A 21,210-nucleotide genomic window follows, 5' to 3' on the forward strand; every position below is an offset into this window, starting at 1 on the left:
CCGGAAAGCGTCAGAAATCCACCAGTGCCTCGGGCATCCAATGTGTGTCGCGGCGGCTTGCCTTGAAGAAGCATCGCCCATGGCGCGCCAGCACGTCATGGTCGATCTCGAACCCAAGCCCCGGCGCTTGTGGCATGTTGAACCAGCCTTTGTCGTGGATGAACGGCTGCTGGAAAATCTGGTCGCGGGCTTCGGGTGTCCATCCCGGTGGAGCGATGGGATATTCGAACAGCGCCTCGCCCGCAAAACCGCTGGCCGCGAACACATGGGCATTCACGATGAAGCCGAACCCGTTCGACCAGCAATGTGGCGTGAATTTCAACCCAAGTTCGCGGCACAGCTGCGCCATCTGCAGACACTGACCGATCCCACCGGCCCACATCGCATCGGGCTGATAATAGTTGTAGCAGCCCATCTTCGCCATCCGCGCGAGTTCGCGGAATCCCATCACGTGCAGCTCTCCTCCGGCGACGGGAACGCGGGAATAGGTGGTCAGCTGCGCGATTTCTTCATGCCATTCGCCAAACAGCGGTTCTTCAACCCAGGCCAGTCCGACATCGGCGGCGGCATCGACAAACCGTTTGGCCCGGTCAAGCGACCACAGCGGCGCATCGCCATTCTGGGTCAGCCGGAAGGCCTGATTGCAATCGACCGAGATTTTCATGCGGCCCTGCATATGGGTCGCGGCATCGCTGATGTGGTTGATATCCACCGCCTCGTCGAAATCGTGCACGCGGATTTTCAGGGTGTCAAAGCCCTCGGACAGCCGGGCCTCGGCTTCTTCGCGGCGGGCGCCCGGGTCTTTCAACTCTCCGGCAGAGGCATAGAGGCGGATGCGGTCATCCGTGCCGCCCAGCAACTTGTAAACTGGCACTCCCGCCGTTTTCGCCTTGATGTCCCAGAAGGCGGGTTCGATCCACCAGTTGAAATTCCCGCCCGCGGCCATGATCTGGATCCGCTCGGACAAGGCGGTGATATCGCTGGCATCCTGCCCCAGAAACAAGCCCGCCAGCAGATCACCCAAGCCGGCCCTTTCGCGGCCTGCGGCGGGAAAGCCGCTCCAGCCTTCAACGCCGTCATCGGTGATGAAACGGACAATGCACATGGCGACCTGGGTCCGGATCGTGCCCGGAATCCACGAGGGCGCGTGTGGCGCCGGCAAAGGTGTTTTCACCCAATACAATTCAACGCGGTCGATCACTTGCATGCGGCGTCCTTTCACAAAGCGGTCGAGAGAGTTGGCCGAACGCTAGGGTCGAATTGGCCTGCCAGACATATCCAATACGATGAATAATGCAGGCCAATCCAAGACGATCCCTTCCCCTACCGGTCGTGAATTTTCCTGATGGCCTTTGCGCAATCACCGAATGGTAAGGTTTGCGACCTAACGTGTGCTGGGATACCAGATGCAAGGGGCACGATATGGCCATCTCCAGCACTCTACAGGGCGACGTTCAGATCGTGACCGTGACATGCGACAGGATCGATGCGGCAATCGCGATCCAGTTCAAGGAACAGATGCGCGCCGAAACCGAAGGCGGGCCGCCCCGCGTGATTCTTGACCTCGCAAAGGTGGATTTCATTGATTCCAGCGGGCTGGGTGCCATTGTTGCTGCCATGAAGCAGCTTGAACCCGGCCGTCGGATGGATTTGGCCAACCTGTCGCCGATGGTGGAAAAGGTGTTTCGCCTGACCCGCATGGATACGGTGTTCCATCTGTTCCCCTCGCTGGAAGATGCCGTTGCCGCGCAGGCGGGTTGACCCGATGACCCCTTGCGCCAAACCTGCCACAGGCGGCGCGCCCGACATCAGCTTTCTGGCGACACCCGATCAGGCGCGCCGTGCCGTGATGCATGTCGTCGCATCGCTCGCCGATACCGAAATGGCACCAAGCCAACTGGGCGATGTCGAACTCGCCTTGGCTGAAGTGGTCAATAACATTGTCGAGCATGGCTATGCCGGTCGGCCTAGCGGCGCGATCCGAATCACCTGCGAACCTCATGGGGATTATTTGCTTGTGTCGGTCCGCGACCAGGGCCGATGCATCCCCGGCGGGCTGCCGACGGGCTGCCCCCCTGATGTAGAGGTTCCCGTGAAGGACCTACCCGAAGGCGGGTTTGGCTGGATGCTGATCCGAACCTTGGCAAACAGCTTGTCCTACAGCCGGGAAGGCGATCAAAACCGGCTGGATATGCAGTTTTCGTTGCGCGATCGCCCCAACTGATAACAGGCGACTGCCGTGTGCCGAACTTCGGAAAGCCACATCTAACACACTGAATTTTAATTAAATTAACCCTGTCTCAACAATGCCTGATTCCTTCCCAACTGTTGCCGGAAAGAATGTGGAAAAGGATCGTGTAGCTGCATATGGCTTCCCTCGGCGCCGCGTCTAATAGCCCCCACCCAGTGCGCGGCGCCGAGGACTTTCCCCAAATTATCAGCAAGATTGGCAATGTCCGCCCGACCGGCTAGGGATACCGAAACGTCGGAGGATATGAACCATGCGCGATTTTCACCTGCCCGGGCGATCCCCGGTGCTTGCAACCGAAGGCATGTGTGCCACATCGCACCCGCTGGCCGCGCAGGCCGCGCTGGATATCCTCAAGCGCGGCGGCAATGCGATGGATGCCGCCATCGCCGGGGCCGTCCTGCTGGGAATATGCGAGCCGCAGATGACCGGAATCGGCGGTGACTGTTTTGTGCTGTACAAGCCTGCCGGGTCCGACACGATCCATGCTCTGAATGGATCGGGCCGTGCCCCGGCCGCCGCCAGCGCCGCCGCCCTGCGCGACGCGGGCCATGACGTTGTGCCGCTGCACAGCGCCCACGCGGTGACGGTGCCGGGCGCGATGGATGCTTTCTGCCACCTCTCGGAAACGGTTGGCAAGCTGGGGCTCGACTCGGTTCTGGCCCCTGCGATCCACTACGCCGAGAGCGGTGTTCCCGTTGCGGCGCGGGTCGCGCTGGACTGGGCGGGTGATAGCAGTTGCCTGCAGGGACGCGCCCGCGATCTGTTCCTTTTGAACGGGGTCGCCCCGACTCAGGGCCAGATGTTTGCCGCGCCTCAACAGGCCGAAGTGCTGCGCCGCGTGGCGCGTGACGGGCGCGATGCCTTCTACGCCGGCGAAATCGCCGAAGATATGGTGGCAACACTCAACGCCGCCGGAGGTGTGCATACGCTGGACGATTTCGCCAACACGCGCTGCACCGAAACCACGCCCGTCAACTCGTCCTACAAGGGTGCAACGCTGTACGAACATGCGCCCAACGGTCAGGGCGCGACGGCCTGCCTGCTTCTGAACATCCTGTCGCATTTCGACCTGGCCGCGATGGACCCGTGGGGCGCTGCCCGTGCCCACATCGAGGCAGAGGCGACCAAACTGGCCTATGACGCGCGCGACCGGTTCCTGGCCGACCCGGATCACACCACCCGGTTGGCCCCTATGCTGGCGCCCGAAACCGCAGCGCAGCTGGCTGCCCTGATCGACCCGAAACGCGTCATGCCCGCCGCCGCGCCGCTGACGGAAGCGATCCACAAGGATACCGTCTATATCACCGTGGTCGACCGCGACCGCATGGCCGTTTCGCTGATTTACTCGATTTTTCATGGCTTTGGGTCGGGCATCGCCTCGGATAAATTCGGAATCCTGTTCCAGAACCGCGGCGCCGGGTTCACGTTGGCCCCGAACCACCCCAACACGCTGGCGGGCAACAAACGCCCGATGCACACGATCATTCCTGCAATGCTGAAAACCGATACTGCGCTGATGCCTTTCGGGGTGATGGGCGGCGCCTATCAACCCACCGGCCACGCGCGCTTTGCCAGCAATGTTCTGGATTTCGGGCTTGATCCACAATCGGCCAACGACGCGCCGCGCTGCTTTGCGGTCGATGGCGTGTTGAAGATGGAACGCGGCTATAGTGACACGGTGCGTCAGGACTTGCGCGATCTTGGCCACGATGTGGTCATACCCGACACCCCGATCGGCGGGGCCCAGAGCATTGCCCTGCGCGACGACGGTATTCTGGAAGGCGCGAGTGACCCGCGCAAGGACGGCTGCGCGCTGGGGTACTGACCCCGGCGCAACCCCTTAATTCAGATGGAAGTGCAGCGGGTAGGAGCCATCCTGAAACGGCCCGAACATGTCGGGAATGTCAGGGTGGTCCACCGGTTCGCCCGAGTAATCGGCAACCAGGTTCTGCTCGGACACATAGGCCACGTAATAGCTCTGCTCGTTTTCTGCGAGCAGGTGATAGAACGGTTGGGCCTTGGTCGGACGGCTGTCCTCGGGAATCGCCTGATACCATTCCTCGGTGTTCGAAAACTCCGGATCCACGTCAAACACAACACCACGAAACGGGTGCTTCTTGTGACGGACCACCTGGCCCAGGTTATACTTGGCACGCTTCGTCAACATGATCTTCCTAGCCCCTAACCCAGACATATTGCCGTTTTCCTGTGGAAAAGTCCAACCTTAGGGCCGATTCCACCAGAAACAGTGTGTGAACGCGCCTGTTACAGTTAATGGTTGGTCAAAGCCAGTTAAAATCCGGTGAACACGGCCCCCGCACAGGCCGACTACACAAAGTTTCCATTTTGCCTGATCCGTCCGTTGCTGTAGAATTGCAGAAAAAAGGCGAGAGGCAGATGAGCAGAATTCTATGCGTCATGATACTGGCGCTGAGCGTGGCGTCATGTGGTGGCGGCTACTCCACCCCGCCGCGCAATCTGGACGATGCGTGCAGCATCGCAACCGAGCGGCCCCAATACGTCAAGGCATTCCGCGCGACCGAGCGGCGCTGGGGTGTTCCGGTCGCGGTGCAGATGGCGACGATCTATCACGAAAGCCGGTTCCGGGGCGACGCCCGCACGCCCTACCGCTATGCGCTGGGGATCATCCCGATGGGCCGCCAAAGCAGCGCCTACGGCTACAGCCAGGCGCTGGACGGGACATGGGACGAATACCGCCGTGAAACCGGCCGCCGTTCGGCGAAGCGTGACAAGATCCGCGATGCGACCGATTTCATGGGCTGGTACATGAACAAGACCCGCGAGAAGAACGGCATCGATCTCAGCGACGCGCGCAATCAGTATCTTGCTTATCACGAAGGCCATACCGGCTATGCCCGAGGCAGTCACAATGGCAAAGCCTGGCTGCTGCGCACCGCCGGAGACCTTCAGGCGCGCGCCGTCCTTTACGAAACCCAGTTGCGGGCCTGCCGGAGGCTCTAGCGCAACGTCCTCTTCTTTGGGCTCCAAATATCCCCGCCGGAGGCATCGCGCGACAGCGCGATTCTTTCACGTTTCATGTGACGCAAAGGCGGGGAGGGGGCGCTGCCCCCGTCCCGGCGGGACTCCCCCGGAGTATTTTTGGAATAATGAAAGAGGAGGAGCTGCGCGCTAGCGGTTCGCGCCGCCGCGCGGGGTTTGCGTGTTAAACATATTGTCCGACAGTGACATGCCGGTTTTCAGCCCATCCAATGCCACAGCGGTTCGGCTGCCGTGTTCGTTGGTGACAATCCATTGCACGAGCCGGACCGGGTTATCGGAAAACTTGAGGTCGATATGGCCGTACTCGGGGTTTTCCGGATCCTGCGCACGCACAACTGTCAGCGCGCCTTCGCTGCTGTGCCCGACCACCATGTTGGCCCGCCCCAGATCCACCCGGCGCGCGAGGATGATCGACAGGGGTGTGCGTTTCAGCGGATAGGTTTCCGGTGGCTGGTTCGATTTCTTGTCGTGGATGATGACAGTACTGCCGCCCGCGATGACGATGCCGCTGTTGGGCGCGTCGTATTCGAACCGCATCCGGCCAGGTCGCTTCACGTAGAGTGTGCCGGTCGAGCGCGAGCCGTCTTCGTTGTACTGCGTGAAGGTGCTTTGCGCCGTGGTCAGCCCGTTCAGATAGTCCGAAATCCGGGCCAGCGGGATCGCCTCTTGCGCGTGGGCCAGAGTGGCGGACAGGGGCGCGAGGGCCAGAACGAGGGCGGTAAGGATGCGTTTCATGTTGGTGACATAGGCCTTGTCGCGCAAAGATGAAAGATGCCGCACGAACACGTGGCCGTGCGGCACCCAACGTCTGTTCTTTTGCCCGGGTTCCCTAGTGCTGTTCGGGCACCAGAATTTCGCGTTTTCCGACGTGGTTGGCCGGGCTGACCACGCCCTGATCTTCCATCTGTTCCACCAGACGTGCGGCCTTGTTATAGCCGATCGCCAGTTTGCGCTGGATGTAGGACGTCGAGCATTTTCGGTCCTTGATCACGATCTGCACCGCGGTATCGTAGAGCGCATCTTCGCCGTCGGTGTTGCCGCCAAGGCCAAGGACCGCGTCGATGTCGCTGGCGCTGTCGTCATCGGGACCTTCCAGCACAGTATTCACGTAGGACGGCGGGCCGTAGGCCTTGAGGTGGTTCACGACCTCTTCAACCTCTTCATCCGACACGAAGGGCCCATGGCAGCGGGTGATCTTGGCGCCACCGGCCATATAAAGCATATCGCCCATGCCCAGGAGCTGTTCGGCGCCCATTTCGCCCAGGATGGTGCGGCTGTCGATTTTTGATGTCACCTGGAAGGAGATCCGGGTGGGGAAGTTCGCCTTGATCGTACCCGTAATCACGTCGACCGAGGGGCGCTGAGTTGCCATGATGAGGTGGATGCCGGAGGCCCGGGCCATTTGCGCAAGGCGCTGGATGCAGGCCTCGATTTCCTTGCCCGCGACCATCATCAGGTCGGCCATCTCGTCGACGATGACGACGATGAAAGGCATGGCCTCGGGGGCGAATTCCTCGGTCTCGAAGACGGGTTCGCCGGTATCGTCGTCGAATCCGGTCTGGACCGTGCGGCTGAACATCTCGCCCTTGGCCAGCGCGTCGCGCACGCGGCCGTTGTAGCCTTCGATGTTGCGCACACCCATCTTCGACATCTTGCGATAGCGGTCTTCCATTTCGCCGACCAGCCACTTCAGCGCGACAACGGCCTTCTTCGGGTCGGTCACAACGGGCGACAGCAGGTGCGGGATGCCGTCGTAGACCGACAGTTCCAGCATCTTGGGGTCGATCATGATCAGGCGGCATTCATCCGGGGTCAGCTTGTACAGCAGCGACAGGATCATCGTGTTGATCGCCACCGATTTGCCCGAGCCGGTCGTGCCCGCAATCAGCAGGTGGGGCATCTTGGCAAGGTTGGCAACAATCGGGTCACCGCCGATGTCCTTGCCCAGCGCCAGCGGCAGGCTTTGGTTGCTATCGCCGAAATCGCGGGCGGCCAGGATTTCGCGCAGCACCACCTTTTCGCGGTTGTCGTTCGGCAATTCGATCCCGATGACCGAGCGGCCCGGAACGGTAGACACACGCGCCGACAGCGCCATCATCGAGCGGGCGATATCGTCGGCAAGGCCGATCACGCGGCTGGCCTTGAGGCCCGGCGCCGGCTCCAACTCGTACATGGTGACAACGGGGCCGGGGCGAACGCTGACGATTTCGCCCTTCACGCCGTAATCGTCCAAGACGTTTTCCAGCATCCGCGCGTTCTCTTCCAGCGCCTCGTCGCTGAGGTGGTGGCGCTGGATCGCCTTGGGGTCAGACAGCAGGCCAAGCGGAGGCAGGTCGAATTCCGTTGCAGATTCGTCAAAGGCCAACGCGGGCTGCGCCTCGGCCTGGGCGCGGCGCGAGGGTTGCGGCGCCTTGCGGGCCGGGTTCTGCACCACCTTGCGCGGTTCGGCCACGGGGATCGCGGCCATCGGCGGCGCAACGGGTTCGGCCAGCGGAAGCGGATCAGGTTCGATTTCCGCCATTGGTGCCTCGACACGGGGGGTGGCGCGCTCGACGACAGGTGCAAGGGCGGGCGCGGCCACCGCCGGATCGGACGCGCGCGGCGCGGCGTGGGCAGCGGTCAGCGGCGGTTCGACCCGGCCCTGGCTGCCGCCACGGTTCAGCAACAGTGGTTCAGGCCCACGGCCACGGCCTTTGGTCAGCGGGCGGTCCGGATCGGGCGCAGGCGGCTCGGCCGGGCGACGCGATTTCACGATATTGGCGATCTTGGCGCTGATGCGGTCATCGCCAGGCATCTCATCGAAATCGCCCTCGACGGGTTCCGGTTCAACCAGTTCCGGCACCGGATCGGCGCGGCGGATCAGCCCGGGCACGCGGGATAGCAGGCCTCCGCGCGGCTCTGCCGTCTGGTGCGACACAATGCGGATCGGTTCGTAGCCGTCGTCGTCGTCTTCGTCGTCGTAAATCACATCGTCTTCATATTCGGCACGGGCGGCCAGTGCCTCAGCCTTGTCGGCGCGGCGTTGCGCCCGGCGTTCGGCAGCACGGGCGTATTGCGTGCCCAGCGCCGAGATCGAGCCAGATGCGCCCCGGCCCAGCAGCGTGCGCAGGCCGCTGTAGCCAAGGATCAGCCCGATCAGTGCAAACCGCCCACCGCGCGCCATGTCGCGACGCTCGAAGCCCAGCACATAGGCGCCCATCGCCAGCATCGCCACGGCCATCACCAGCGAGGTGAGTTTGACCATCAGGTGCGAGCCGACCGGCAGTAGCGTGAGCAGCGCGCCCATCACCGTATCGCCGAACATGCCACCCAGGCCAAAGCTGTGCGTGGCGCGCCAGGGTTCACCCGGAACCAGCGTCGCGGCATAGATCGAGGCCAGCGCGATGGCGATCGGGGCAAAGATCACCCGCCCCATCGCGCGGTCTTCTCCATTGTGGAAGGCAAAGCGCAGGCCCCAGACACCCAGAACAAGCGCGATGCCCCAGCTGCCCCAACCCACGATCATGAACAGCGGCGCGGCAAGCGAGGCCCCGAACCGGCCCAGCCAGTTCTGCACCGGCGCATCGGTCGAGACCATCCAGTTGGGATCGTCGGGCGTGTAGGACCCAATCATCGCAGCCGCCGCCAGACCAAGGCAGATCAGCGCGATGCCGAACAACTCCTTGCCGCGCTTTTCAATCGCTTCCTGCATGTTGCTGTCGAACAGCGGATCGCGGCTGCGTGAATGATATGCCATGCCTACCCTCGGTCTACCTGATTATAAAGACACTCGCGCAGCGTGATCAGCGCGCGCTCCATGTCGTCCTTTGGGGCCACCATGGCGACCCTGATAAATCCTTCGCCGGGGTTTTGCCCCGGTGCGCCCTGGGCCAGATAGGCCCCCGGCAGAACCCTTACCCCGGTCTCCTGCCACAGCTTCAGCGCCGCCTGTTCGCCGTTTGCCACCGGCAGCCACAGGAAGAATCCGGCCTCGGGGCCAGTATAGCCCGGAACGCCTGCCATGACCGCATCGGCCACGCGATATTTTTCCTGATAGAGCGCGCGGTTCTCGCGCACGTGATCTTCGTCCGCCCAGACGGCGGCGGCGGCGGCCTGCAAGGGTCCCGGCAGCGGTGCACCGGAATAGGCGCGCAACTGTTTCATCGCGGCGATGGATTTCGGGCCACCGGCCACGAACCCCGACCGCAGCCCCGGCAGGTTCGACCGCTTTGACAGCGAATGGAACGACAGAACACGCTCAGGGTCGGCGCCCAGTTCCTGCGCGACTTGCAGCGCGCCGATGGGCGGCGTGTCGCGGTAGATTTCGCAGTAACATTCATCGGCGAAGATTCGGAAATCGTATTGCTCGGCCAATGCCAGCAGATCGGTCCAATACTGGCGCGAGGCAACGGCCCCCTGCGGGTTCGCGGGCGAACAGATATAGGCCACGGCAGTGCGGTTCAGCACTTCGGGCGACAGGCCGGTGTAATCGGGAAGATGCCCGGTTGCGGCCGTGGCGGACACGAAGACTGGCTGCGCGCCGACCGAAATCGCGCCGATCATGTAGACCTGGTAGAACGGGTTCGGCGACAGCACGACCGGCTGCGCGCCATTCTTGGTTTCCGGGCACAGCGCCATGGCGGCGTTATACAGCCCCTCGCGCGTGCCGTTCAGCGCCATCACGTTCTGCGCCGGGTCCAGCGTCACGCCATAGCGGCGCGCGATCCAATCGGTGATAGCACCTCGCAATTCGTCCGTGCCATCGTTCGCCGGATAGCTGTTAAAGCCTGCGACATTGTCGGCGATGATCTGGCCAACCCACTGGGGAAACTGGTGTTTCGGCTCTCCGATCGTCATGTGCACGACATCGCCGCCGGGCGCGTGGGCGTCCAACAGCGACCGCAGGCGCGGAAACGCATAGGCCGGTAGGTTCGAAAACCGCTCGGGAAACTTCATCAAAACTGCCTCGGATCGGGGTCGTTGCGCCCCGTTTGCGTGGCAAGTTAGCCGCCGCGCAACGCCCCGTCCAGACAGCTTGGCACCACAAGGGCCGGTTTGTGGTTTTTAGGCCAAGGCGCGTTCGGCGGCGGCCCCAAGGCGCAGCAAAGCGGATTCGGCCAGCGGTGGGGCCATCATCATCAGCCCGCAGCTGGGCGTGCCCGTGGGCAGTGTCAGGGAACAGCCCCCCAGAAGGTTCCCGATCCGCGTGTTGCGCAAGGCCATCAGGTTCGCCTGTTCATAATAGGCGTGATCGCTCAGCAGCCTGTCGTGATCGGGCGGCAGGATCGGAGAGGCGGGCAGCAGCACCGCGTCCACCCCGGCCACGGCCTGCGCCCACGACGCGCGGGCGCGATACACAACCTGCCAGGCGGCCGACAGATCGTCGGCGGTGAAATCCGCCCCCTTCTGAAACCGGGTGCGGATCTGGTGGAACATGGCATCGGGGTTGGCCTTGATCGCGTCGCGCCAGATCCCATAGGCGGTGCCACTGTAGAGCACGAGGCTTTGCGCCATGCTGTCCGACACCGCCGGATGGTCGATTTCGGAAATCTCGGCACCCGCGTCGCGCAGCCGATCCAATGCGCTGGCAAAAGCGGCGGCCGGTTCTGGGGCCAGATCGTCCATTGCGATGGTGGTCAACACTGCAAAGCGCCGCCCCTTCAACGACGCGCCGCATAGGTCGGGTGCGGCACGGTTGCCCATGATTGCCGTCAGCAACGCGGCGTCTTCCACGCTGCGGGTCAGCGGGCCAACGGTGTCGAATTCGTTGATCAGCGGCACCGCCCCGTCCAGCGACAACAGGCCCGAGGTGGTTTTCAGCCCGACAAGGTCGTTCCACGCCGCAGGCAGCCGGACCGATCCGCCGGTGTCGGACCCGATCGCCGCCGGGGCCAGCCCGAAGGCGACCGAGGTTGCCGCACCGGAAGACGACCCGCCTGCCACCGCGTCGTGGTTGTTCACACAGGGCGGTGAGGCGGTGCTGGGGTTCAAGCCAAGGCCGGAAAACGCCAGCTCGCTCAGGTGGGTTTTGCCAAGGCAGACGGTGCCCGCCATCGTGGCATTGCGCAGCACCACGGCATCACGGTCGGGCGTGCGCCTTTTCAACAGGTTGGTCCCTGCCTCGGTCACGACTCCGGCTGTATCGAACAGGTCTTTCCACGATATCGGCACGCCGTCCAAGGGCGACCGGCGCAACCCGATGACGGCACGTTCGCGGGCGGCCAGCGCCTCGGCGCGGGCGCGTTCAGGCGTCAGGCGGGCATAAATGCGAGGGGAAAATTCGTGAGCGTCGATGGCAGACAAGAAGTGATCGGTCAGCTCGACCGGGTCGATCCGGCCTGCCTCGATTCCGCGTCCCAGCTCTGCCGCCGTCATCTTCTGCCAGTCCTGCATCGCGTTCACTCCTTCATTCCCGTTGTCGCGGACGGTAGCGACCGCAATGCGCATGGACAATCCCGATTGCAGCGCCATATTGCGCGCATGGCAGATCATAGCGATATCCTGATCGTGGGCGGCGGGCTGAATGGCCCCGCGCTGGCCCTTGCGCTGGCGCAGGCCGGGTTTTCAGTGACCGTAATCGACGCGATGGTGCGCGACACGCGCGACGATCCCGGGTTTGACGGGCGCGCCTATGCGCTGGCGCTGACCTCTTGCCGGATGCTGGGCGCCATTGGGCTGTGGTCTGATTTGCGCGCCCATGCCGAACCAATGCTGAAGATCGCGGTCAGCGACGGGCACGCGGGCGCCGGGCCGTCACCCTTCGCGATGCAGTTCGACCATGCCGAGATCGAAGAAGGCCCGATGGGCCATGTCATCGAAGACAGGTTCCTGCGCCGCGCACTGATGCAGGCTCTGGACGATGCGCCTGGCGTGACGCAGATCAACGGCGCGCAGGTCGTGGCGCAAGAGACGACGCCCGGCGGCGTGACGGCGGCCCTGGCCGACGGGCGCCAGCTGTCAGGCCGTGTACTGGTTGGCGCGGACGGGCGCAGCAGCGGCACCGCCACCCGCGCCGGGATTCGGCGCACAGCCTGGGGCTATGGGCAAACCGCGCTGGTCTGCGCCGTGGCGCACGAGCGTCCTCACGAAGGTGTTGCACATCAGTTTTTCATGCCCTCGGGGCCGCTGGCAATCTTGCCGCTGCCCGGCAATGTCAGTTCGATCGTCTGGAGCGAGGAGACACCCCGCGCCAAGGCATTGATGCAGGCGGACGACAACGCGTTCCTTGCGGCGCTGCGCCCCCGGTTCGGCGATTTCCTTGGCGAGATTTCTCTGGACGGGCAGCGGTTTTCCTATCCGCTGGGGCTGAGCCTTGCGCAGCGGCTGGTGGCGAACCGCGTGGCGCTGGTGGGCGACGCGGCGCATGGGTTGCACCCGATCGCGGGCCAAGGGCTGAACGCAGGGTTCCGCGATATTGCCGCGCTCGCCGAGGTGCTTGCCGAGGCAAAACGCCGGGGCGAAGACATTGGCACCGCGCCGGTGCTGGACCGCTACGCACAATGGCGCCGGTTCGACACCGCCGCGCTGGCGATGGCGACGGACACGTTCAACCGGCTGTTTTCAAACGACAACCCGCTGCTGCGGCTCGGGCGTGACATTGGAATGGGCCTTGTCGGCGCAGCCCCGGGCCTGCGGCGCGGGTTCATCCGCGAGGCCGCCGGCCTGACCGGAGATCTACCGCGCCTGATGCAGGGCCAACCGGCCTAGTCCAGCTCGCGCGCCTCGTCGATCAGCAGCACCGGAATCCCGTTGCGGATGGGAAAGGCCAGTCCGGCGGGCTTGGAAATCAGTTCCTGCGCGGCGGCGTCATATTCCAGCGTGGCATGAGTCTGCGGGCAGATCAGCGCCTCGAGCATGCGGCGGTCGAAACTTGCATCCGGCTCGGTCATTGCCAGATATCTCCATCATTGGCGCCCCGCAGGGCAAATTCGATAAGGGTCACAAGCGTTTCGCGCCGCGTGGTCAGCGAGGGCGCCTCGAGCAGGGCCTGTTTGTCCTCGGGCGGGAAATCCAGCAGCATCGACAGCGAATTGATCAACAATTCGTCCTCTGCCTCGTCCAGCGTATCCCAGTCCGTCGCCATCTGGCGCTGTTCGAAGAGCCGGCGCAGCTTGGCAAAGAATACCGTGCGGTCGAACCCCTTGTCGTGCTCGACCTTGCCCAGGTCACGTTCGAACCCGCCCCAGGCCACATCGCAGCGGCGGTAGGGCGTGAACCCGTCAACCTCCGACTGAACCCGAAAGCGCGAGACCCCGGCCAGCGTAATCATATAGCGCCCGTCTTCGGTTTCGGAAAACTGGGTGACGCGCCCGGCGCAGCCGATGCTGTGCAGCGCGTCGTCATGTCCGGGGCGCGGCGCGGGCTGGATCATGCCGATCAGCCGGTCACGGGTCTTCAGCACGTCTTCAAACATCTGCAGGTAGCGCGGCTCAAAGATGTGCAGCGGCAAACGCGACCGGGGCAGCAAAAGCGCCCCGGGCAGCGGGAACACAGGGATCGTGTCAGGCAGATCGGCGGGCTGGATCATAAGGTTCAATCTAGCCCCCAGACGGCCTCAGGCAAATATCATCGACGACAGTTTGCGGCGCCCGTTCAGAACAACCGGATCGTTCGGTTTCAGCGCCTCGAAGATCGTGAACAGCTGCGCCTTGGCTGCGCCATCGTTCCATTCGCGGTCACGCCGGAACAGGTCCAGCAGGTGATCTACCGCCTCTTGCACCCGGCCCCCGGCATAAAGCGCCTGCGCCAGATCGAACCGGGCCTGAAGGTTCGCCGGATCGGCCTCCACCGCGGCCTCAAGCTCGGCCACGGGGCCCGCATCGGCCGCCTGCCGCGCCAGTTCGATCTGGGCGTGCGCGGCTTCCAGCTCGGCGGTTTTCGAGATCTCAGCGGGCGCGCCGTTCAGGATCGCCTCGGCCTTGTCGATTTCGCCCATCGCGATATGCGCGCGCACAAGGCCACCATAGGCCCCGGCATGGGCCGGATCTTCGCCCAGGATGGCGGCAAATGTCTGGGCGGCATCCACCGCGGCGCCTTCTTCCAGCATCTGCTCGGCGGCTTCGACCGCCTCGGCCAGCTGATCGCCCGGCGCCTCGCCCCCGCCCTGCTTGACCACGCGATCCACGAAAGCCTTCACCTCGGACCCGGGCAGCGCGCCCTGAAACCCGTCAACCGGCTGGCCCTTGTAGAAGGCATAGACGGTCGGGATCGACTGGATTTGCAGCTGCCCCGCGATGTTTTGCGCCTCGTCCACGTTGACCTTGACCATCTTGACCGCGCCGCGCACGGCGCGCACCGCGTCTTCCAGCATCGGGCCAAGCGTCTTGCAGGGGCCACACCAGGGCGCCCAGAAATCCACGATAACCGGCACATCCTGGCTAGCCTGAACCACGTCGGCCATGAACGTTGCTTCGGTGGTGTCCTTGATCAGATCGTCGGCGGGGGCGGCCCCAAGATTCAGTTCCATCGCGGCATTCCGTGTCCTGTGTGCATCTGGGCAACCATATGTGCCCGCGTGGCCCCGATGTCAAAGACCTTGGGGCCGAAGCATCAAAGATCGAAGGTGGCAAAGACCGGCGCATGATCGCTGGGCTTGTCCCACCCACGGGCATCGCGCAACACGCGGCTGGAATGCGCAGCGCCGGAAATGTCAGGCGTGGCCCAGACATGATCCAGCCGCCGCCCCTTGTCGGCCGCGTCCCAGTCGCGCGCGCGGTAGGACCACCAGGAATAGAGCAACCCATCGGGAATGTCGGCGCGGGTCACATCGACCCATTTGCCCGCATCCTGCGCCTGCGCCAGATGCTCGACCTCGATGGGTGTATGGCTGACGATTTTCAGCAGCTTCTTGTGATCCCAGACATCATCTTCGCGCGGGGCGATGTTCAGGTCGCCGACAAGAATGGATTTTTCCGGTGCGTCCGCGTGAAAGGCATCACGCATCTCGGTCAGGTAATCGAGCTTCTGGCCAAATTTCTCGTTCACCTCGCGGTCGGGCACGTCGCCGCCAGCAGGAACATAGAAGTTGTGGATGGTCACGCCGTTTTCCAGCCGCCCAGCGATGTGGCGCGCGTGGCCCAGCGCGGCATAATCGGCGGCGCCCACCTCTTCGATCGGCAGACGCGACAGAATGGCGACCCCGTTATAGCCCTTCTGCCCGCGCCCGATCATGTGGGTGTAGCCCAACGCGTGAAAGCCCTGCAGCGGGATCTTGTCGATCGGGGATTTGCACTCTTGCAGGCACAGGACATCGGGCGCCTCTTCGGCCAGCAACTTCAGCACGATGGGCTCGCGCAGGCGGACCGAGTTGATGTTCCAGGTGGCAAGCGTGAAGGGCATCGGCGACTCCTTTGGGATGTCGCGTGACCCTATCGGAAGGTCGCAACAGGCGAAACCCGGAAGGCAAGCGATTTGAACCGGCACTGGAAGGCGGCGATAGGAATGAGGGGGCGCTGCCCCCGTCCCTGCGGGACTCCCCCGGAGTATTTCGGGAATGGTGAAGCCAAAATGGCCCTCTGCTTCTTTGGGGGCAAAATATCCCCGCCGGAGGCATCCCGCGAAGCGGGATTTTGGAGCGGGTCGGTCCAGGCGTTACAAATGAAAAAAGGCCGGGCGCGTGGCCCGGCCAGTCCAACAGGGAGGATGCATGTCATGACCCGGACATGCGCGGGATAGGTTCACTGTGATGCATAACAGCGATTCGTTACTGTAATGTTGATCACAAAGAATGGCATTTATGCGACCAGCCGGTAGCCACCGCTTTCCGTGACAAGAAGGCGGGCATTCGACGGGTCGGGTTCGATTTTCTGGCGCAACCGATAGATGTGGGTTTCCAGCGTGTGCGTCGTGACGCCAGCATTATATCCCCAAACCTCGTGCAGCAGCACATCGCGGGCGACGACGCCTTCGCTGCTGCGGTACAGGAATTTCAGGATGTTGGTTTCCTTTTCCGTCAGGCGGATCTTGCGATCATCCTCGGTCACCAGCAGCTTCATGGCCGGTTTGAACGTGTAGGGCCCCAGCTGGAACACAGCATCCTCGGATTGTTCGTGCTGGCGCAATTGGGCACGGATGCGCGCAAGAAGCACCGGGAATTTGAAAGGCTTGGTGATGTAATCGTTGGCGCCCGCATCCAGACCGAGGATGGTGTCGGCATCGCTGTCGTGACCCGTCAGCATCAGGATCGGTGACTTGACGCCCTGCTTGCGCATCAGGCGGCACAATTCGCGCCCGTCGGTATCGGGAAGGCCAACGTCGAGGATCACGAGGTCGAACAGGCTGTCTTTGACCCGCTCCATCGCCGACGCGCCATCCGAGGCTTCGAACACATCGAAATCTTCGGTCATGACCAACTGTTCACTCAGCGCTTCGCGCAGGTCTTCGTCGTCGTCGACCAGTAATAGCTTCTTGAGTTGCATGCGATGCCACCTCCTGTTTTGAGTAAGAGATGTAGCGACTGTTTGGTTCCGACAACAAATGCTGCAAGCCCCTCACGCGCTCGTGTCTGAGCGGCGGTAAATGTTTCACATTGCGACACTTTCACCGTAGGAAGGGCGCGTTGCTTTTCCGGGTAGATGTAATGAGCCTGTCTCCTGACATTGTCGAACGGCTGGCGCGGGCGCGGGCCGACCTGCGCATGGGTGTGCCTGTGGTGCTGGCCGGGAACGGGCAGTGCGTTCTGGCCTGCGCGGCGGAAACCCTGGCGACCGGGCGTTTGGCGGATGTCCGCGCGCTGGGCGGTCAGATGGTGCTGGCGATCACGGCACGGCGCGCAGAAACGTTGAAGGCACGCGCCTATGACGGCGATCTGGCCCGCGTGGTTGTTCCGGCCAGCGCAGACTTGAGCTGGATCGTTTCCGTCGCAGATCCGGCTGACGATCTGTCATCCCCCATGAAAGGGCCGTTGCAAACCCAACGCGACGGCGGAGCGGAATTGCATGGCCTGGCCATCCGACTGGCGAAATCGGCGAGGCTTCTCCCTGCGGCGCTGGTTCTGCCTGTCGACGGCCCCGGCTTTGCCGCCGAACATGGGCTTACTCTGATCCGGCTGGATCAGGCCGCACCGTTGCTTGAGAGTGCCGCCCCCCTGGCCGAGGTGGTGAGCGCGCGGCTGCCGATGGAAGTGTCCGAAGCAGGCCGGCTGCGCATTTTCCGCCCGGATGACGGTGGAGAAGAACATTACGCCATTGAAATCGGGCGACCGGATCGCGCGAAACCCGTGCTGGCGCGGCTGCATTCGGCCTGCTTCACCGGAGACCTGATGGGCAGCCTGAAATGCGATTGCGGCCCGCAGCTGCGCGCTGCGCTGGCCCGGATGGGCGAAGAAGGTGCGGGCGTTCTGCTGTACCTCAATCAGGAAGGGCGCGGCATCGGGCTGGCCAACAAGATGCGCGCCTATTCCCTGCAGGATCAGGGGTTTGACACGGTCGAAGCGAACCACAGACTGGGGTTCGAGGATGACGAGCGTGATTTCCGCATTGGCGCGTCGATCCTGTCGGAGCTTGGGTTTTCCTCGGTCCGATTGCTGACGAACAACCCGGCCAAGATTGCGATGATGGAAAAGAACGGTATCCACGTGGCCGAGCGGGTGCCGCTGAAGGTGGGCGAAGGTGCACACAACCGCGCCTACCTGGCCACGAAGGCCGCGAAATCGGGGCATTTGTTGTGAGTGTACCGCGCGCGGTGCTGACGCCGGGCGGGCTGCGGCTGGGGCGGCGGCTGATTCCCTGCACCATCGGCAAAGGCGGCGTGCGCGGCGACAAACGAGAAGGCGATGGGGCGACCCCGGCCGGGGTGCTGACGGTGGTGGGCGCGCTGTACCGGCCCGACCGGATGGCGCGCCCCCTGCCCTGGGCGCGCGCCATCGGGCCGCGCGATCTGTGGTCTGACGGGGGCGCAGACCCGGACTATAATCACCTTGTCCGCGCGCCGCACGGGTTCAGCCACGAACGGCTGCGCCGGGGTGACCCAATGTATGATCTTGTGTTGCTGACCGATTGGAACTGGCCGCATGCGGTGCCGGGGCGGGGTTCGGCGATCTTCCTGCACCAGTGGCGCCGCCCCGGTTATCCGACCGAGGGCTGCATCGCCTTTGCCCGCGCCGATCTGTTGCGCGTGGCGCGCGCCCTTCCCCCGGGCGCCGAAATCACCGTGCCAGAGGCCCTGATCGGACGCGTTTAGCCCGGGACACGCTCGCCAAAGATGGCTGAGCCGACGCGCACATGAGTGGCACCAAGTGCGATGGCCGATTCGAAGTCGCCGCTCATCCCCATCGACAGGCCCGACAGGCCGTTGCGGGCCGCGATCTTCGCCAGCAGCGCGAAATGCAGCGATGGTTCCTCATCCACGGGCGGGATGCACATCAGACCGCGAACCGGCAGATCCAGCCCACGACACTCGGCCACGAAGGCATCGGCATCGGCGGGCAGAATCCCGGCCTTCTGCTGTTCTTCCCCGGTATTGACCTGAATGAACAGATCGGGACAGGCGCCGGTGTCCTGTGCCAGCCGCGCCAGCGTGTTGGCCAGCTTGGGCCGGTCAAGCGAGTGGATCGCCTGCGCAAGCTCCATTGCCTGCCGCGCCTTGTTGGTTTGCAAAGGCCCGATCAGGTGCAGGTCGATTCCATCGAATTCCTCGCGGAAGGCGGGCCACTTTCCGGCGGCTTCCTGCACCTTGTTTTCGCCAAAACTGCGGTGGCCCTGCTCCAGCACCGTGCGCACGCGGGCGTCGGGCTGCACTTTGGAGACAGCGATTAGTGTCACGCTGTCCGGCGCGCGCCCGGCTTTCTCGACCGCTGCCGCGATGCGGGATTTGATATCGTCCAGCGCCATGATGCCCCCTGAGTTCGGTGGAGACAGACAAACACCAGCGGGCGCAAAAAGAAAAGGGCGGGTCCGAAGACCCGCCCAAATTCACGCATCAAGCGTTATGTTGCCCACCTTAGAAGGTGAAGAACACACCGGCCTGAACCTGAGTCTGGTCGTTCGACGACTTGACAGCGCCGGCTTCGAAGGAAGCACCGCCACCCAGGTCGTACGAGTAGTGGATACCGTACGATTCGCCTTCGCCACCGCGGTCGTTACCAACGGTAACGTCACGGTTGTCGCGGCCTTGTGCGATTGCACCGGCGTCAGCTGCGTCTTCCGAGGTCACGAACAGCAGGATGTTCGACGCTGCGCCGATGTCCATGTTGCCGTAGATGCCGAACTTGTCGATGCCGTCGTTGTCGGCATAGGCCAGACGAACGCCGAACTGGCCCAGTTTACCAGCAACGGTCAGAACGGTTTTGTCTTCACCGATGGTGTCGGAGTCTTGCAGACCCAGAGCGGCAGTCCAGTCACCGAAGGTGTACGACAGGTTCACAGCAATGCGGTCGCCGCCAATTGCGGTGCGCACGCCACCAACGACGGTGTCGTTGTCGGTGCTGTACGACAGGTGGCCGCCGAAGGCGCCAGCCGAGTACAGAACTTCCAGACCGTTCGCGCCAACGCCAGCCGACGAGTACGCATCCCAGTTGAAGAACTGGCCAGCAACGTTAGCTGCAACGTTGGTCACCAGGCTGTGGAAGCCAGCACCGTCGATGCCCATACCGGCCGACTTGGTTTCCAGGTACAGACCCGGCATACCTTCGATGGCGCCGATGATGTTGCCAACACCCAGGGTGAAGCCGCCAACGCTTGCGTAGAAGCGTGCGCCGTTGAACACAGCACCACCGGGGGCGTTGTCACGGCTTTCGGCCTGTGCACGGAAACGAGCACCCAGGGTCACGCCACCGTCGGTTTCGGTCGACATGTCGAACTGCAGACGCAGACGGCTGGTGATCGTGGTTTCCGAGATACCGTTGTAGTTGGGGTCGGTGATCTTGTTGGAGTTACGATCGTTGTAGTCCAGACCAAAACGGCCGTAACCGCTGATGCGCACATCGGCTGCTGCCATCGACGCGGTCGCGATCAGCGCAGTCGTTGCGAAGAGAACCTTTTTCATAGTTTTTCCCTCGGTTTCAAAACATACGCCCAAACCGGGGAATCCGGTGTGGGTATGAAACGGGTTTTTCTCTTTTGGCCGATGTTTTGCAAGGCTTGGCGCGGCCATTGTGGCAAAGTCGTGGACATTGATGCAGCTTTGCCACAGTCCTGCCAAGGTGCCAGAGATACTAGGCTTTTGCCCGTTCCCGCGCAGAGCGCCCCGGGCTGGCATGAGTCCTATATAGAGGGCCAAATCCACCCCCAGTCGGAATCTGCGAAAACAAGGCGGATTCACATAGGTCTTGCCCGTTATGGTGGGCTTGTTTAGGACATTCGCCAAAGGTTTGGCCGGGAATATGTCATGACGCTTCCAAAGACCATCAAGGTTCTGCTGATTCTCACACTCTGCGCCGGGGTTGCGGCATGCGGGTCACGCAGGGCGGATCGGAGCGGCGGTTTATTCGGCCGTGTCGTCGTGGGCGAAGCCCATGAAGAAGGCGGCGCCCTGGTGGAACCGGGCGCGAACGCGCGTAAATACGCCAAGTCGTCGATCTGGGATGCCTTCGGCCCCAACCGCAACGACCAGACGGTGAACGTGAACCGTTATATCTGGGCGGCAACGCTGGATGTGCTGAACTTCCTGCCGGTCCAATCGGTTGACCCGTTCACCGGCGTTATCATCACCGGCTACGGCACGCCTCCGGGCGGCGGGCGCGCCTATCGGGCGACGGTGCATGTGCGCGACCCCTCGCTGGATGCCCGTTCGCTGAACGTTTCGCTGCAGGGTCAGGGCGGCTCGGTCAGCGCGGGAACCGTGCGCGCGGTGGAAGATGCCATTCTTGCCCGCGCCCGCCAGATGCGAATCCGCGATCGCAAGCTTTGAGTTACAGGTCTGGTTTAGACCTGCGTCGATAAGGGCGTGCAAACAGAAGGGCGGGGCTGGAATCCCCTGCCCCTTGGCAGTATCACGGCGCCGGGCCGCCGCCCGGCGTTTTG

The 21,210-nt window shown here is 63.2% G+C and carries 21 protein-coding genes; 8 read left to right on the forward strand and 13 right to left on the reverse strand.

The window, feature by feature from the left end; genetic code table 11:
• Positions 1-10 precede the first annotated feature (10 nt).
• Entirely contained in the window at positions 11-1,207 is a 1,197-nt protein-coding gene (locus tag FGK64_RS17085) for a mandelate racemase/muconate lactonizing enzyme family protein (protein ID WP_138865072.1), read from the reverse strand.
• A gap of 215 nt (positions 1,208-1,422) precedes the next feature.
• Here FGK64_RS17085 and FGK64_RS17090 point away from each other — a divergent pair, with 215 nt between their 5' ends.
• The 3 genes from FGK64_RS17090 (at position 1,423) to FGK64_RS17100 (ending at position 4,076) form a co-directional block, all read left to right on the forward strand.
• Entirely contained in the window at positions 1,423-1,761 is a 339-nt protein-coding gene (locus tag FGK64_RS17090) for an STAS domain-containing protein (protein WP_138865073.1), read from the forward strand.
• Between the two features lie 4 nt (positions 1,762-1,765).
• Complete coding sequence (locus FGK64_RS17095; protein WP_171054125.1) at positions 1,766-2,224, forward strand: ATP-binding protein; 459 nt, start codon at positions 1,766-1,768, stop codon at positions 2,222-2,224.
• Between the two features lie 277 nt (positions 2,225-2,501).
• Positions 2,502-4,076 (forward strand): gamma-glutamyltransferase family protein, encoded by a 1,575-nt coding sequence (locus tag FGK64_RS17100; RefSeq protein WP_138865075.1) that lies wholly within the window; start codon positions 2,502-2,504, stop codon positions 4,074-4,076.
• Positions 4,077-4,091: 15 nt separating this feature from the next.
• On the opposite strand, the gene hspQ is transcribed toward FGK64_RS17100, so the two are convergent.
• Entirely contained in the window at positions 4,092-4,418 is a 327-nt protein-coding gene (gene hspQ, locus FGK64_RS17105) for a heat shock protein HspQ (protein ID WP_138865076.1), read from the reverse strand.
• 230 nt (positions 4,419-4,648) lie between these two features.
• On the opposite strand from hspQ, the gene FGK64_RS17110 reads away from it, so the two are divergent.
• Positions 4,649-5,233 carry a transglycosylase SLT domain-containing protein gene (locus FGK64_RS17110; protein WP_138865077.1) on the forward strand — a complete coding sequence of 195 codons (585 nt, stop codon included), beginning with the start codon at positions 4,649-4,651 and terminating at the stop codon, positions 5,231-5,233.
• Between the two features lie 168 nt (positions 5,234-5,401).
• Here FGK64_RS17110 and FGK64_RS17115 read toward each other — a convergent pair whose 3' ends face one another.
• The 4 genes from FGK64_RS17115 to FGK64_RS17130 all read right to left on the reverse strand — a co-directional run bounded on the left by FGK64_RS17115 (position 5,402) and on the right by FGK64_RS17130 (position 11,644).
• A complete protein-coding gene (locus tag FGK64_RS17115) occupies positions 5,402-6,007 on the reverse strand; it encodes a LolA family protein (protein WP_138865078.1) in 606 nt (201 codons plus the stop codon).
• A 94-nt stretch (positions 6,008-6,101) separates the two neighbouring features.
• Positions 6,102-9,008, reverse strand: coding sequence for a DNA translocase FtsK (locus FGK64_RS17120; protein WP_138865079.1), 2,907 nt, complete (start codon positions 9,006-9,008; stop codon positions 6,102-6,104).
• Positions 9,009-9,010: 2 nt separating this feature from the next.
• Entirely contained in the window at positions 9,011-10,207 is a 1,197-nt protein-coding gene (locus FGK64_RS17125) for an aminotransferase class I/II-fold pyridoxal phosphate-dependent enzyme (RefSeq protein ID WP_138865080.1), read from the reverse strand.
• A gap of 108 nt (positions 10,208-10,315) precedes the next feature.
• On the reverse strand, positions 10,316-11,644 hold the full coding sequence (locus FGK64_RS17130; RefSeq protein ID WP_138865081.1) for an amidase: 1,329 nt from the start codon (positions 11,642-11,644) through the stop codon (positions 10,316-10,318).
• Between the two features lie 87 nt (positions 11,645-11,731).
• Between FGK64_RS17130 and FGK64_RS17135 the strand changes: the two genes are divergently transcribed.
• Positions 11,732-12,958 carry a UbiH/UbiF/VisC/COQ6 family ubiquinone biosynthesis hydroxylase gene (locus FGK64_RS17135; RefSeq protein ID WP_138865082.1) on the forward strand — a complete coding sequence of 409 codons (1,227 nt, stop codon included), beginning with the start codon at positions 11,732-11,734 and terminating at the stop codon, positions 12,956-12,958.
• Here the strand turns inward: FGK64_RS17135 and FGK64_RS17140 are convergent.
• The 5 genes from FGK64_RS17140 to FGK64_RS17160 all read right to left on the reverse strand — a co-directional run bounded on the left by FGK64_RS17140 (position 12,955) and on the right by FGK64_RS17160 (position 16,668).
• A complete protein-coding gene (locus tag FGK64_RS17140; protein ID WP_138865083.1) occupies positions 12,955-13,140 on the reverse strand; it encodes a Trm112 family protein in 186 nt (61 codons plus the stop codon). The two genes, FGK64_RS17135 and FGK64_RS17140, sit on opposite strands and share 4 nt — an antisense overlap.
• Positions 13,137-13,778: an LON peptidase substrate-binding domain-containing protein gene (locus FGK64_RS17145; RefSeq protein WP_138865084.1), complete on the reverse strand. Its 642-nt coding sequence runs from the start codon at positions 13,776-13,778 to the stop codon at positions 13,137-13,139. Before FGK64_RS17145 ends, FGK64_RS17140 begins: the two co-directional genes overlap by 4 nt.
• A 27-nt stretch (positions 13,779-13,805) precedes the next feature.
• Complete coding sequence (gene trxA, locus FGK64_RS17150; protein WP_138865085.1) at positions 13,806-14,717, reverse strand: thioredoxin; 912 nt, start codon at positions 14,715-14,717, stop codon at positions 13,806-13,808.
• 83 nt (positions 14,718-14,800) lie between these two features.
• Positions 14,801-15,589, reverse strand: coding sequence for an exodeoxyribonuclease III (locus FGK64_RS17155; protein WP_138865086.1), 789 nt, complete (start codon positions 15,587-15,589; stop codon positions 14,801-14,803).
• Between the two features lie 395 nt (positions 15,590-15,984).
• Positions 15,985-16,668, reverse strand: coding sequence for a response regulator transcription factor (locus tag FGK64_RS17160; RefSeq protein ID WP_138865087.1), 684 nt, complete (start codon positions 16,666-16,668; stop codon positions 15,985-15,987).
• Positions 16,669-16,829: 161 nt separating this feature from the next.
• On the opposite strand from FGK64_RS17160, the gene ribA reads away from it, so the two are divergent.
• Both ribA and FGK64_RS17170 read left to right on the forward strand, forming a co-directional pair.
• Positions 16,830-17,918, forward strand: a complete 1,089-nt coding sequence (ribA, locus tag FGK64_RS17165) for a GTP cyclohydrolase II (RefSeq protein WP_138865088.1) — start codon at positions 16,830-16,832, stop codon at positions 17,916-17,918.
• Positions 17,915-18,430 carry a L,D-transpeptidase family protein gene (locus FGK64_RS17170; protein ID WP_171054126.1) on the forward strand — a complete coding sequence of 172 codons (516 nt, stop codon included), beginning with the start codon at positions 17,915-17,917 and terminating at the stop codon, positions 18,428-18,430. The genes ribA and FGK64_RS17170 overlap by 4 nt, the downstream gene beginning before the upstream one ends.
• Here the strand turns inward: FGK64_RS17170 and FGK64_RS17175 are convergent.
• Together FGK64_RS17175 and FGK64_RS17180 are read right to left on the reverse strand one after the other, a co-directional pair.
• Positions 18,427-19,080: a YggS family pyridoxal phosphate-dependent enzyme gene (locus tag FGK64_RS17175; protein ID WP_138865089.1), complete on the reverse strand. Its 654-nt coding sequence runs from the start codon at positions 19,078-19,080 to the stop codon at positions 18,427-18,429. The genes FGK64_RS17170 and FGK64_RS17175 overlap by 4 nt on opposite strands.
• A gap of 109 nt (positions 19,081-19,189) precedes the next feature.
• Complete coding sequence (locus tag FGK64_RS17180) at positions 19,190-20,341, reverse strand: porin (protein ID WP_246057806.1); 1,152 nt, start codon at positions 20,339-20,341, stop codon at positions 19,190-19,192.
• A 234-nt stretch (positions 20,342-20,575) separates the two neighbouring features.
• Between FGK64_RS17180 and FGK64_RS17185 the strand changes: the two genes are divergently transcribed.
• Positions 20,576-21,097 carry a DUF3576 domain-containing protein gene (locus tag FGK64_RS17185; RefSeq protein WP_138865090.1) on the forward strand — a complete coding sequence of 174 codons (522 nt, stop codon included), beginning with the start codon at positions 20,576-20,578 and terminating at the stop codon, positions 21,095-21,097.
• The last annotated feature ends 113 nt before the right edge of the window (positions 21,098-21,210 follow it).

The sequence above is a fragment of the Arenibacterium halophilum genome (assembly GCF_005938225.1).
Lineage (GTDB): Bacteria > Pseudomonadota > Alphaproteobacteria > Rhodobacterales > Rhodobacteraceae > Arenibacterium > Arenibacterium halophilum.